General features: G+C 66.1%; 10 protein-coding genes and 3 tRNA genes. 7 read left to right on the top strand and 6 right to left on the bottom strand.

The genetic code is table 11. The annotated features are described in order from the left end of the window. Window positions 1-111 precede the first annotated feature (111 nt). The 7 genes from clpP (at window position 112) to QRN67_RS10860 (ending at window position 5,691) form a co-directional block, all read left to right on the top strand. On the top strand, window positions 112-720 hold the full coding sequence (gene clpP, locus QRN67_RS10890; RefSeq protein ID WP_081270880.1) for an ATP-dependent Clp endopeptidase proteolytic subunit ClpP: 609 nt from the start codon (window positions 112-114) through the stop codon (window positions 718-720). A gap of 109 nt (window positions 721-829) precedes the next feature. After that, entirely contained in the window at window positions 830-2,095 is a 1,266-nt protein-coding gene (gene clpX, locus QRN67_RS10885; protein ID WP_081270879.1) for an ATP-dependent Clp protease ATP-binding subunit ClpX, read from the top strand. A 23-nt stretch (window positions 2,096-2,118) separates the two neighbouring features. After that, window positions 2,119-4,560 carry an endopeptidase La gene (gene lon / locus QRN67_RS10880; protein ID WP_081270878.1) on the top strand — a complete coding sequence of 814 codons (2,442 nt, stop codon included), beginning with the start codon at window positions 2,119-2,121 and terminating at the stop codon, window positions 4,558-4,560. A gap of 65 nt (window positions 4,561-4,625) precedes the next feature. Then, a tRNA-Gly gene (locus QRN67_RS10875) sits at window positions 4,626-4,701 on the top strand. Between the two features lie 63 nt (window positions 4,702-4,764). Beyond that, window positions 4,765-4,838, top strand: a tRNA-Cys gene (locus QRN67_RS10870). A 99-nt stretch (window positions 4,839-4,937) separates the two neighbouring features. Continuing rightward, window positions 4,938-5,029 (top strand) — tRNA-Leu (locus QRN67_RS10865). A 20-nt stretch (window positions 5,030-5,049) separates the two neighbouring features. Beyond that, window positions 5,050-5,691, top strand: a complete 642-nt coding sequence (locus QRN67_RS10860) for a DUF6806 family protein (RefSeq protein WP_081270877.1) — start codon at window positions 5,050-5,052, stop codon at window positions 5,689-5,691. Window positions 5,692-5,704: 13 nt separating this feature from the next. Here QRN67_RS10860 and QRN67_RS10855 read toward each other — a convergent pair whose 3' ends face one another. The 6 genes from QRN67_RS10855 to proV are packed head-to-tail and all read right to left on the bottom strand — an operon-like array spanning window position 5,705 to window position 12,418. Then, window positions 5,705-6,490, bottom strand: a complete 786-nt coding sequence (locus tag QRN67_RS10855) for a PA3715 family protein (protein ID WP_081270876.1) — start codon at window positions 6,488-6,490, stop codon at window positions 5,705-5,707. An 18-nt stretch (window positions 6,491-6,508) separates the two neighbouring features. After that, window positions 6,509-7,303: a glutamate racemase gene (murI, locus tag QRN67_RS10850; protein ID WP_285411767.1), complete on the bottom strand. Its 795-nt coding sequence runs from the start codon at window positions 7,301-7,303 to the stop codon at window positions 6,509-6,511. Between the two features lies 1 nt (window position 7,304). Continuing rightward, the gene (locus QRN67_RS10845) at window positions 7,305-8,858 is read right to left on the bottom strand and encodes a fumarate hydratase (protein WP_285411765.1); all 1,554 of its coding nucleotides are present in this window, start codon (window positions 8,856-8,858) and stop codon (window positions 7,305-7,307) included. A 54-nt stretch (window positions 8,859-8,912) separates the two neighbouring features. Next, window positions 8,913-9,929, bottom strand: a complete 1,017-nt coding sequence (gene proX, locus QRN67_RS10840) for a glycine betaine/L-proline ABC transporter substrate-binding protein ProX (RefSeq protein ID WP_285411764.1) — start codon at window positions 9,927-9,929, stop codon at window positions 8,913-8,915. A gap of 17 nt (window positions 9,930-9,946) precedes the next feature. Beyond that, window positions 9,947-11,128 (bottom strand): glycine betaine/L-proline ABC transporter permease ProW, encoded by a 1,182-nt coding sequence (gene proW, locus QRN67_RS10835; RefSeq protein ID WP_285411763.1) that lies wholly within the window; start codon window positions 11,126-11,128, stop codon window positions 9,947-9,949. A 21-nt stretch (window positions 11,129-11,149) separates the two neighbouring features. After that, window positions 11,150-12,418 carry a glycine betaine/L-proline ABC transporter ATP-binding protein ProV gene (gene proV / locus QRN67_RS10830; protein ID WP_081270872.1) on the bottom strand — a complete coding sequence of 423 codons (1,269 nt, stop codon included), beginning with the start codon at window positions 12,416-12,418 and terminating at the stop codon, window positions 11,150-11,152. Window positions 12,419-12,477: the final 59 nt, after the last annotated feature.

Here is a 12,477-nt window from a genome sequence, read left to right as displayed (position 1 = left end):
CGTCTTCGCCCGCTACGCCAATGGGGCTTGTGCTTTGCGGCACGAGCCCCATTTCACTCAGGCGTACAGTTAATAAACAGCGAACGATTTCACTTTCCGGAGAGCAAATTCATGAGCGCACAGGAAATCCAAGGCCTCGGCATGGTCCCGATGGTCATCGAGCAATCGGGCCGCGGCGAGCGGTCTTATGACATCTACTCGCGCCTCCTCAAGGAGCGCATCATTTTCCTGGTGGGCGAGGTCAACGACCAGACGGCCAATCTCGTGGTGGCGCAGCTGCTGTTCCTCGAGAGCGAGAACCCGGACAAGGACATCTCGTTCTACATCAACTCCCCGGGCGGCAGCGTGAGCGCCGGCATGGCAATCTACGACACCATGCAGTTCATCAAGCCCGACGTGTCGACCATGTGCCTGGGCTTCGCGGCCAGCATGGGCGCCTTCCTGCTGGCGGCCGGCGAGAAGGGCAAGCGCTTCTCGCTGCCCAACTCCAAGATCATGATCCACCAGGTGCTCGGCGGCGCACGCGGCCAGGCGACCGACATCGAGATCCATGCACGCGACATCCTGCGCACCAAGGACCAGATGAACCGCATCCTGGCCGAACGCACCGGCCAGCCGCTGGAAAAGGTCAAGGCCGATACCGAGCGCGACTATTTCCTCACTGCCGACGAGGCCAAGGACTACGGCCTGGTCGACCAGGTCGTCGCCAAGCGCGGTTGAAGTCCGGCGCCGGTGGCGCCAACAAATGGCAGAAACGGCGTTTTCCTTACGGGAAACGCCGTTTTTGTTTAGTTATCATTGTCCCTACCCTGTAACGAGGCATCTGTCCATGGCCGAAAAAAAAGGCTCCTCCAGCGAAAAAACGCTTTATTGCTCGTTCTGCGGCAAGAGCCAGCATGAGGTCAAGAAGCTGATCGCGGGCCCTTCGGTCTTCATCTGCGACGAGTGCATCGACCTTTGCAACGAGATCATCCGCGACGAACTGCCCGCGGGTGAAGAAGCGCGCGAGGCACGCAGCGACCTGCCGACGCCGCTCGAGATCAAGACCAACCTCGACAACTACGTTATCGGCCAGGAGCCGGCCAAGCGCATGCTGTCGGTGGCGGTCTACAACCACTACAAGCGCCTGCGCCACAAGGAAAAGGCCAAGGGCGAGGACGTCGAGCTCAACAAGAGCAACATCCTGCTGATCGGTCCCACGGGCTCGGGCAAGACGCTGCTGGCGCAAACGCTGGCTCGCATGCTCGACGTGCCCTTCGTGATGGCCGACGCCACCACGCTGACCGAAGCCGGCTACGTGGGCGAAGACGTCGAGAACATCATCCAGAAGCTGCTGCAGAGCTGCAACTACGAAGTCGAGCGCGCCCAGCGCGGCATCGTCTACATCGACGAAATCGACAAGATCTCGCGCAAGTCCGACAACCCCTCGATCACCCGCGACGTATCGGGCGAGGGCGTGCAGCAGGCCCTGCTGAAGCTCATCGAAGGCACCATGGCCAGCGTGCCGCCGCAGGGCGGGCGCAAGCACCCGAACCAAGACTTCCTGCAGATCGACACGACCAACATCCTGTTCATCTGCGGCGGCGCCTTCGCCGGCCTGGAAAAGGTCATCGAAAACCGCACCGAGGCCTCGGGTATCGGCTTCGGCGCGTCGGTCAAGAGCAAGCAGCAGCGCAGCATCACCGAGGTGTTCCGCGAAGTCGAGCCCGAAGACCTGATCAAGTTCGGCCTGATCCCCGAACTCGTGGGCCGCATGCCCGTGGTCGCGTCGCTCGCGGAACTCAGCGAGGATGCGCTGGTCCAGATCCTGACCGAGCCCAAGAACGCCGTGGTGAAGCAGTTCACCAAGCTGCTGCAGATGGAGGGCGTGGACCTCGAAATCCGCCCGGCGGCGCTCAAGGCGATCGCTCGCAAGGCCCTGGCCCGCAAGACCGGTGCACGCGGCCTGCGTTCGATCCTTGAACAGTCGCTGATCGACACCATGTTCGAATTGCCTAACGCGACCAATGTCGACAAGGTGGTGGTCGAGGAATCGACCATCGACGAAAACAAGCCCCCGCTGCTCGTGTACCGCGAAGCTGCGAAAAAGGCTTAAAGCCAAAGACGCGAAGGATCTGCATGTCTGGCCATACCCCTCTGCCTCCCGAAGCCCTCGACCTGCCGCTGCTGCCGCTGCGCGACGTCGTGGTGTTTCCCCACATGGTGATCCCGCTGTTCGTGGGTCGCCCCAAGAGCATCAAGGCGCTCGAACTGGCCATGGAAGCGGAGCGCCGCATCATGCTGGTGGCGCAGAAGGCCGCCGCCAAGGACGAGCCCTCGGTCGAGGACATGTTCGAGGTCGGTTGCGTCTCGACCATCCTGCAGATGCTCAAGCTGCCCGACGGCACGGTGAAGGTGCTGGTCGAAGGCCAGCAGCGCGCCCGCGTGAACCGCATCGATGACGGCGAAACCCATTTCTCGGCCAACGTGACGCCCGTCGAGGCGCCTGAAGGCGGCGAGAAGGGAACCGAGGTCGAGGCGCTGCGCCGCGCGGTGATGCAGCAGTTCGACCAGTACGTCAAGCTGAACAAGAAGATTCCGCCCGAGATCCTGACCTCGATCTCGAGCATCGACGATCCGGGCCGCCTGGCGGACACCATCGCCGCGCACCTGCCGCTCAAGCTCGACAACAAGCAGGCCGTGCTGGACCTCGACGACGTCAAGGCCCGCCTGGAAAACCTGTTCGGCCAGCTCGAGCGCGAAGTCGACATCCTGAACGTCGACAAGAAGATCCGCGGCCGCGTGAAGCGCCAGATGGAAAAGAACCAGCGCGACTTCTACCTCAACGAGCAGGTCAAGGCCATCCAGAAGGAGCTCGGCGAAGGCGAAGAGGGCGCGGACATCGAGGAGATCGAGAAGAAGATCAAGCTCGCGAAGATGTCCAAGGAAGGCCTGAAGAAGGCCGAGGGCGAGCTCAAGAAGCTCAAGCTCATGTCGCCCATGTCGGCCGAGGCCACCGTGGTGCGCAACTACATCGACGTGCTGATCGGCCTGCCCTGGAGCAAGAAGACCAAGATCAAGCACGACTTGGCCAATGCCGAAGCCGTGCTCAACGCCGACCACTACGGCCTGGAGAAGGTCAAGGACCGCATCCTCGAATATCTCGCGGTGCAGCAGCGCGTGGACAAGGTCAAGGCGCCGATCCTGTGCCTCGTGGGCCCGCCGGGCGTGGGCAAGACCTCGCTCGGGCAGTCGATCGCCAAGGCGACCGGCCGCAAGTACACCCGCATGGCGCTGGGCGGCATGCGCGACGAAGCCGAGATCCGCGGCCACCGCCGTACCTACATCGGCGCGCTGCCGGGCAAGGTGCTGCAGGGGCTGAGCAAGATCGGCACGCGCAATCCGCTGTTCCTGCTCGACGAGATCGACAAGCTGGGCACGGACTTCCGTGGCGACCCGTCGAGCGCGCTGCTCGAGGTGCTCGACCCCGAGCAGAACCACACTTTCGGCGACCACTACGTGGAAGTCGACTTCGACCTGAGCGACGTGATGTTCGTCGCCACCTCGAACTCGATGAACATTCCGCCGGCGCTGCTGGACCGCATGGAAGTCATCCGCCTCTCGGGCTACACCGAGGACGAGAAGACCAACATCGCGATCAAGTACCTGCTGCCCAAGCAGATGAAGAACAACGGCGTGAAGGACGAAGAACTCTTCGTCACCGAAGAGGCCGTGCGCGACATCGTGCGCTACTACACGCGTGAAGCGGGTGTGCGTTCGCTCGAGCGCGAGCTGTCCAAGATCTGCCGCAAGGTGGTGAAGGGCCTGTTGCTCAAGCAGCTCAAGCCGAAGGTCACGGTCGACGGCGCGAACCTCAACGAGTTCCTGGGCGTGCGCAAGTACAGCTTCGGCCTCGCCGAGAAGCAGAACCAGGTCGGCCAGGTGGTCGGCCTTGCGTGGACCGAAGTCGGCGGCGACCTGCTGACGATCGAGGCCGTGACCATGCCCGGCAAGGGCGTGATCAGCCGCACGGGTTCGCTGGGCGACGTGATGAAGGAATCGGTCGAGGCCGCGCGCACCGTGGTGCGCAGCCGCTCGCGCCGCCTCGGCATCAAGGACGAGGTGTTCGAGAAGCGCGACATCCACATCCACGTGCCCGACGGCGCCACGCCCAAGGACGGCCCGAGCGCGGGCGCTGCAATGACGACGGCCTTCGTGTCGGCGCTCACGGGCATCCCCGTGCGCAGCGATGTCGCGATGACCGGCGAGATCACGCTGCGCGGCGAGGTGACGGCCATCGGCGGCCTGAAGGAAAAGCTGCTGGCCGCGCTGCGCGGCGGCATCAAGACCGTGCTGATCCCGGAAGAGAACGCCAAGGACCTGCAGGACATTCCCGAGAACGTGAAGAACGGCCTCGAGATCGTCCCCGTGAAGTGGATCGACAAGGTGCTCGAGATCGCGCTGGAGAAGATGCCCGAGCCGCTGTCCGACGAAGAAGTGGCCGCATCGGCTGCTGCAGTGGCCGAACTGGCCAAGCAGCGCGCGGCGGCGCCGGCTTCCGAGGGCTCCGTCAAACATTGATCGATCGATTGATCGCAAAACTTTCGGAGCCCCGAAATATTGGTATATAATTCGAGGCTCGAAACGCGGGAATAGCTCAGTTGGTAGAGCGCAACCTTGCCAAGGTTGAGGTCGAGAGTTCGAGACTCTTTTCCCGCTCCAGTTTTGAAAAAGGGAAGCTCCAGCTTCCCTTTTTTTCGCTAGGTCGATTTCGTTTTTCTGCGTGGCGCGATAGCAAAGCGGTTATGCAACGGATTGCAAATCCGTCTAGCCCGGTTCGACTCCGGGTCGCGCCTCCACCTTCTCGTTCAACTCGATTCGACCCCGACCACCAAGCCCCGCCAACCCACGTTGCCGGGGCTTGTTTTGTTTGGGTTATCGTCGATGTTCAACCTGACGCCCGGATGGTGAAATTGGTAGACACATCGGACTTAAAATCCGCCGCTTCCTTAATCGGGGCATACGGGTTCGACCCCCGTTCCGGGTACCACATTTACAAGGGAGCATTCGATGCCTCGCTACAACGCTCCATTTGAGATCCATGTGCACGGCGATGTGCCGTTGCGTGCGGACGTGAGCTTCGACCAGATCCAGGAGGCGCTCAAGCCTCTGTGGAAGTACGCTGGCGCCAAGTCGCTGGCCGACGGCGCCACCAGCACCTACGAAGAAGAGCCGGGCATCCGCTTCGAGCAGAAGGACCACATGCTCCAGATCTGCTGGACGGTGCCGGGCGACGAAGACTTCCGCCAGGCGCTCGACGAGATGTGCATGGGCCTGAACGAGCTGTCGGAGCGCGGCGCGGCCATCGAGGTCACGTTCTACGACACCGACTTCGACGAGGAAGAGGGCGACCCTGAAGAAGAGTCGCGCGACGACTTCCTGATGCTGTTCGTGGGCCCCAACCCGGCCGCCATCATGCAGGTACAGCGCGACCTGCTGGTGGAAGACGTCGTGAACCTCATGGAGCGCCACTTCGACGGCGCCGAGCTGGGTGGGGTCGTCTCCGAGATCGATCGCCTCTTCAGCGACCGTTTCGACGCCCTGGTGAACTCTTTGGAGATCGGCAAGCGCCCGCGCGGCACGGGTGGCCCCGGCAGCGGGGGCAGCGGCGGTGGACACGGCGGCGGCCGCCGTCCGCGTCACCTGCACTGAGGCCGGAAAGACTTCAGGGTGCCTGGCGCAGCAGCGACTTCGGCACCTTGAAGCGCTCGCCGTCGTAGCGCAGCGTCACGGTGCTGAACTTCGCGGGCAGCGCCTTCTCCACGCACCCCTGGTCTTCCTCCTGCTGCGCGCGGCTTTGCACCAGCGTGCGCGACAGCTGCAGGTCGGCAAAGCCGTTGCTCGTCGCCTTGCCGACCGACAGCATCGTGCGCAGCTTCTCGAAGTGACCGGTGCAGGTCGAATCCCATCCCCCGTTGTCGTGGTCGAGCTCGACCTCCTGCAGCACCTGGCGGAATTGCTTGCCGTGCTGCACGTACAGGCGCACCGTCTCGCTGGCCAGCGGGCTGCCGGGCGCGCTGGTGCCCCGGTAGCGCACGCGCACGCCGAAGGCGCGGGCGTCGGACGCCAGCACGTAGCGCGAGGTGTCGATGCGGATGTCCTGGATCGACGTGGTGGCGTCTTCGTCGAGCGCCTCGGGCTGCAGAAGCCGGCCGATCACCACGTCGCGCTCGGTGTTGCCGTTGTCGGGCCTCTGGATCAGCAGCAACTCGAGGTCGAACACCTTGGCGCCGTTGTCGGTGGTCTCGCGGGGCAGCGGCAGCACAACGATGCTGCGCCCCGGAAAGGCCGGCCAGACCTTGCACGCCGCCAGCCGTTCGTCGAGCGGGCGCTTGGGGTACAGCTTGGCGTGCATGCGTTCGGCCAGCCCGCTCTCGCAGGCCGCGTGGCTCAGGCCCGCGGCCAGCAGAAGGCTCAGGAAGAGGGCGGCGCGGCGCATCTGGGAACGCATGGAGATGATGAAGTCCGATCAGGCTGAAGTGAACGCGCCGGCAGCAAGCCCGAGCCAGCGCGCCGCGGCGGCTTCGAGCACGGCGACATCGCCGCTGCTTTCCAGGCGCAGCCCGCCGTGGCCGTTGTCCGCGAGCCGGCCTGCCGAAGCCAGCAGGCGCCGCGTCTGTTGCGCGACCGGCACCCCGGTGTCTATGAAACGCAGCGAGGACGGCGCATGCCGGCGCAGTTCGTCCTTCACGAGCGGATAGTGGGTGCAGCCCAGCACGACCGTGTCGACCTGCGTGGGGCCGTCGCCGAAAGGCCCGGCCTCTTGCATGTAGCGCTCGCACAGTGCGGAGATGCCTGCCGCGTCGAAGCCTTCGATGGCCTTCACCAGCCCGTCGCAGGGCACCGATCGCACCTCGGCCGAGCCGGCGAACGATGCGCGCAAGGCCGCGTACTTGGCGCTGGCCAGCGTGCCGCGCGTGGCCATCACCGAGACATGCCCCGTTCGGCTTGCCGCCACGGCGGGCTTGAGGCCGGGCTCCAGCCCGACGATCGGCAAGTCGGCGTGCTCGGCGCGCATGAGGTGGATGGCGGCGGTCGTGGCCGTGTTGCATGCGACCACCAGCGCCTTGATGCCGTGCTCGCGCCGCAGCTGTTCGACCACCGCGCGCGAGCGCTCGATCACGTAGGCGTCCCCGCGTTCGCCGTAGGGCGCGTAGGCCGTGTCGGCGAAGTAGACGAAGTTCTCTTGCGGCAACTCGGCCCGCAGCGCGTCCAGCACGCTGAGGCCGCCGACCCCGCTGTCGAAGACGCCTATCGGGCTCAACTCAGGCTTCTTCCATCATGATGGTCTTGAACTCGCCGCTGGCGATGCGCTTCTGCCACTCGGCCGGGCCGGTGATGTGCGCGCTGGTGCCGCCGGCGTCGACCGCCACCGTCACGGGCATGTCGACCACGTCGAATTCGTAGATGGCTTCCATGCCCAGGTCCTCGAAGCCGACCACCTTGGCGGTCTTGATGGCCTTGCTGACCAGGTAGGCGGCGCCGCCCACGGCCATGAGGTAGGCGCTCTTGTGCTTCTTGATGGCCTCGATGGCGACCGGGCCGCGCTCGGCCTTGCCGATCATGGCGATCAGGCCGGTCTGCGCCAGCATCATCTCGGTGAAGCCGTCCATGCGCGTGGCGGTGGTGGGGCCGGCGGGGCCGACGGCCTCGTCCCCCACCGGGTCGACCGGGCCGACGTAGTAGATGACGCGGTTGGTGAAGTCCACCGGCAGCTTCTCGCCCTTGGCCAGCATGCCCTGGATGCGTTTGTGCGCGGCGTCGCGGCCGGTGAGCATCTTGCCGTTGAGCAGCAGCGTGTCGCCCGGCTTCCAGCTCGCCACTTCGGCGGGCGTGAGCTTGTCGAGCTCGACGCGCTTGCTCTTCTTCTCGTCGGGGGCCCAGTTCACGTCGGGCCACAGGTCGAGCGACGGCGCCTCGAGGTACACGGGGCCGCTGCCGTCCATCGTGAAGTGCGCGTGGCGGGTGGCCGCGCAGTTGGGGATCATCGCCACGGGCTTGCTCGCCGCGTGCGTGGGGTACATCTGGATCTTCACGTCGAGCACAGTGGCAAGGCCGCCCAGGCCCTGCGCGCCGATGCCCAGCGCGTTGACCTTCTCGTAGAGCTCGACGCGCAGGGCCTCGACCTTGCTGAGCTCGGCGCCGGAGTTCTTCTTGGCCAGCAGCTCGTGCATGTCGAGGTCGTCCATCAGGCTCTCCTTGGCCATCAGGGCGGCCTTCTCGGCGGTGCCGCCGATGCCGATGCCCAGCATGCCCGGCGGGCACCAGCCGGCGCCCATGGTGGGCACGGTCTTGAGCACCCAGTCGACCACGCTGTCGCCGGGGTTCAGCATGACCAGCTTGCTCTTGTTCTCGCTGCCGCCGCCCTTGGCCGCGACCGTGACCTCGAGCTTGTCGCCCGGAACGATCTCCGTGAAGATCACCGCGGGCGTGTTGTCCTTGGTGTTCTTGCGGTCGAACTGCGGATCGGCCACGACCGAGGCGCGCAGCGTGTTGTCGGGGTGGTTGTAGCCGCGGCGCACGCCCTCGTTGATGGCGTCGTCGAGGCTGCCGGTGAAGCCGCCCCAGCGTACGTCCATGCCCACCTTGAGGAACACGTTGACGATGCCGGTGTCCTGGCAGATCGGGCGCTGGCCCGTGGCGCTCATCTTGCTGTTGGTCAGGATCTGCGCGATGGCGTCCTTGGCCGCGGGGCTCTGCTCGCGCTCGTAGGCGCGGGCCAGGTGGGCGATGTAGTCGGCGGGGTGGTAGTAGCTGATGTACTGCAGCGCGGCGCTGATCGATTCGATCAGGTCGGCCTGCTGGATCGTGGTCGTCATGGTGGGGGCTTTTTAGGAATGTGGAAACGCCCCCCGATTATCTCAGCCCACTGCCTAGGGAGCCGCAGCGGCCCGAGCCTCGGCAATCCACCCGTCGAACAGCTGCTGGTGCGCCTTGATCCACCCGTCGGTGTGCCGTTCCACGTCCTGTTGCGTGTTGGCGCCCTGGCTCATGCGCAGGTTCTGCGCGTTGATGTCGCTGATCGGCAGCTTCATGACCTCGAACAGCTTGCCCGCCGCAGGGTTATTCTCGACGAAGGCCCGGTTCGCGACGATCTGTTCCTGGTTGGCCTGGAAGCCGTAGTTCTTGCCGTTCGGCAACTGGGTGTCGACGTTCCCGCCGTCGCCCTGCGACGAGGAAAACGGCACCTGCAGCCACACCACGTCCGCACCCGGGCGCAGCACGGCGCTGACCCAGTACGGCGTCCACGTGTAGTAGAGCACCGGCTTGTCCTGCTTGAAGCGGGCGATGGTGTCGGCCATCAGCGCGGCGTAGCTGCCTTGCTTGTGGGTGACGGTGTCGCGCAGCCGGTAGGCCGTCAGGTGGTTCTCGATGGCCAGTTCGCAGCCCCAGCCGGGGTTGCAGCCCGTCAGGTCGGCCTTGCCGTCGCCGTCCGCGTCGAACAGCCTGGCGATGGCCGGGTCCTTCAGCTGGGCGATGTTGCTGATGCCGTACTGCTCGGCCGTCTTGCGGTCGATCAGGTAGCCCTGCACCGCGCCGTCGGAGTAAACGCCCTTGCGCCACAGCTTGGCGTCGCCGCCGCTGTTCTTGTAGAAGTCGGCGTGCAGCAGGCTCCAGTGGTTGGCCATGAAGGTGGCGTCGCCGTTGGCGATGGCCAGGTGCTCGGTGGCCGGCTCCAGGTCTTTCATGGGCTCGACGGTGTAGCCGAGCTTCTCGAGCGCGCGCATCACCAGCAGCGTCTGAAAGGCTTCTTCGGCGAGCGAACTCTTGAGCGGCAGCACGGTCACGCCCTTGCCGGGCAGGTCGTTGGCCGCCTGGGCCGCCATGCCGGTGGCCACGAAGGCAAGGGCCAGCAGGCCGCGTGCGATGAGACTGGTTTTCTTCGTCATGCGTTGGTGTCCTCCGGTCATCGCGCCTGGGCCGACAGGGCGGGTGCCGGTTCGCCGGCGCTGCGGCCCGGCGCCACGGCGCGTTGCAGCACGCGCAGCGCGAAGCCCGCCGGCCCGGTGTGCCACCAGCGGCGGCCGCCGGCGCGGCGCGACTTGCCCATGGCCTGCGTCAGGCGGTCCAGCGAGATCGCCAGCAGCACGATGCCCAGGCCGCCCACGGTCGCCAGGCCCATGTCGAGCCGGCCGATGCCGCGAAGCACCATCTGGCCCAGGCCGCCCACGGCGATCATCGAGGCGATCACCACCATCGACAGCGACAGCATCAGCGCCTGGTTGATGCCCGCCATGATCGACGGCATGGCCAGCGGCAGCTGCACCTTCACCAGCATCTGCCAGGGCGAGGCGCCGTAGGCGCGCGCGGCCTCGATGAGGTCGGGACGCACCTGGCGCAGGCCGAGGTTGGTCAGGCGCACCAGCGGGGCCAGCGCGAAGACGATGGTGACGATCACCCCGGGCACGTTGCCGATGCCGAACAGCATCACCACCGGCACCAGGTACACGAAGGCGGGCGTGGTCTGCATCGCGTCGAGCACCGGCCGCATGATCCGCTGCGCCCGGTCGCTGCTGGCCAGCAGCACGCCCAGCGGCAGGCCGATGACCATGCAGAAGACCAGCGAGGTCAGAACCAGCGACAGCGTCACCATCGCCTCGGGCCAGATGCCCAGCATGGCCACCAGCAGCAGCGCCACGGTGGTGCCGATGGCCAGCGCGCGGCCGGCGAACTGCCAGGCGAACAGGCCGATCAGCGCAATCATCGCGAGCGTGGGCAGGCCGGTCAGCAGGCTCTGCACCGAGTTGAGCGTGCTGTCGATGGGCAGGCGCACGGTCTGGAAGAAGGGGCGGAAGTGCTCGACCACCCAGCCCAGGCCCTGGTTGATCCAGGCCTCGACGGGCAGCGAGCCGTCCCACAGGCGGTGCAGCTGGAAGCCGCCGCTGGCGGCGTCGGCCTGGCCGGCCAGCTGGTGCGCCGCATTGGCGGGCGCGGGTGCGTCGAGCCAGGCGCTGGTCGACGCGGGGTCGGGCGCGGCGGACAGGGCTTCCCAGGGGTCGACCGGCGTCGTCACCGGTGCGGGCGTCGCGAGCATGGAAGCAGCGTCGTTCAGGGGCGCGAGTTCGGAGGGCATTGTGGTGTCGTTCATCAGGAGGTCCTTCGAAATCGGTCAGGCCGTGGCGGCTGCCGCTGCGGGCACGGCGGCGGGTTGCTGCTGCGGCTGGTGTGCGGGGTCGATCGGCGGTGTGTCGCGGTCGAGGAACTTCAGCAGCGTCGTCTTGCTGATCGCACCGCAGAAGCGGCCGTCGGCGGCCACCACCGGCACCGCGCAAGGGGCCTGGCCCACCTGCCCGAAAAGGCCGGCCACGGGTGCGTCGGCTTCGATCACGCCGAGGTCATTGAGGAACGCGTGCCGCAGGCCCAGCGCGCCGGAGTGGCCGTCGAGCGCCGCGCGCAGGGTGTCGGCGGACACGGTGCCCAGGTAGCGCTTGTTCGGGCTGGTCACGTAGGCGAAGTCGCGGTCCTGGTCTTCCAGCTGCTTGAGCGCCGCGCGCGCACCGCGCTCGGGGTGCTCGCTGACCACGGTGAGCTGCTTGCGCGCGATGTCGCCGGCCTTGAACACGGCGGCCGCATCCACGCCGCGCACGAAGCTGCGCACGTAGTCGTTGGCGGGGCTGCGCAGGATCTCGTCGGGCGTGCCGACCTGGATCACCTGGCCGTCTTTCATGATCGCGATGCGGTCGCCGATGCGCATGGCCTCGTCGAGGTCGTGCGAGATGAAGACGATGGTGCGGCGCTGCTCCTGCTGCAGCCGCAGCAGCTCCGACTGCATTTCGGTGCGGATGATCGGGTCGAGCGCCGAGAAGGCCTCGTCCATCAGCAGGATCGACGGGTCGGAGGCCAGCGCGCGCGCCAGGCCCACGCGCTGCTGCATGCCGCCGGAAAGCTCGTCCGGGTAGCTGGCGCCCCAGCCGGCCAGGCCCACCTGCGCCAGCGCCTTGTCGGCCTGCGCGAGGCGCTCCTTCTTGCCGGTGCCCGAGAGCTCGAGGCCGAACGCGGTGTTCTCGCGCACCGTCATGTGCGGCATCAGCGCGAACGACTGGAACACCATGCTGATGTCCTTGCGGCGCAGCGCGCGCAGGCGTGCATCGGAGTGTTCGTTGATGTCGGCGCCGTCGATCACGATGCGGCCCGCGGTCGGTTCGATCAGCCGGTTCAGCAGGCGCACCAGCGTCGACTTGCCCGAACCCGAGAGCCCCATGATGACGAAGATTTCTCCGGCCTGGATTTCGAAAGTGGCGTCGAACACGCCGATCGACTGGCCGGTGCGGGCCAGGATTTCTTTCTTGGACAGACCTTGCCGGACCAGTTCCAGTGCCTGTTCGGGCTCGTCGCCGAACACCTTGAAGACATGGTCGATGAGAATTCCTTTGGCCATACGTCGGGGCTCCTTTCGTGTGAAGGGTTGACAGATCGCCGCCCCCGAAAGGACGACGC

The sequence above is a fragment of the Variovorax sp. efr-133-TYG-130 genome (assembly GCF_030208835.1).
Taxonomy (GTDB): Bacteria; Pseudomonadota; Gammaproteobacteria; order Burkholderiales; family Burkholderiaceae_C; genus Variovorax.
Note: the sequence above shows the minus strand (reverse complement) of the source record. Positions and strands in the feature narration are given on the sequence as shown.

Bases quoted from the DNA above. Each gene is read 5' to 3' on its own strand.
- clpP (WP_081270880.1), top strand. From the start codon at position 112: ATGAGCGCACAGGAAATCCAAGGCCTCGGCATGGTCCCGATGGTCATC.
- clpX (WP_081270879.1), top strand. From the start codon at position 830: ATGGCCGAAAAAAAAGGCTCCTCCAGCGAAAAAACGCTTTATTGCTCG.
- lon (WP_081270878.1), top strand. From the start codon at position 2,119: ATGTCTGGCCATACCCCTCTGCCTCCCGAAGCCCTCGACCTGCCGCTG.
- QRN67_RS10860 (WP_081270877.1), top strand. From the start codon at position 5,050: ATGCCTCGCTACAACGCTCCATTTGAGATCCATGTGCACGGCGATGTG.
- QRN67_RS10855 (WP_081270876.1), bottom strand. From the start codon at position 6,490: ATGCGTTCCCAGATGCGCCGCGCCGCCCTCTTCCTGAGCCTTCTGCTG.
- QRN67_RS10845 (WP_285411765.1), bottom strand. From the start codon at position 8,858: ATGACGACCACGATCCAGCAGGCCGACCTGATCGAATCGATCAGCGCC.
- proX (WP_285411764.1), bottom strand. From the start codon at position 9,929: ATGACGAAGAAAACCAGTCTCATCGCACGCGGCCTGCTGGCCCTTGCC.
- proW (WP_285411763.1), bottom strand. From the start codon at position 11,128: ATGAACGACACCACAATGCCCTCCGAACTCGCGCCCCTGAACGACGCT.
- proV (WP_081270872.1), bottom strand. From the start codon at position 12,418: ATGGCCAAAGGAATTCTCATCGACCATGTCTTCAAGGTGTTCGGCGAC.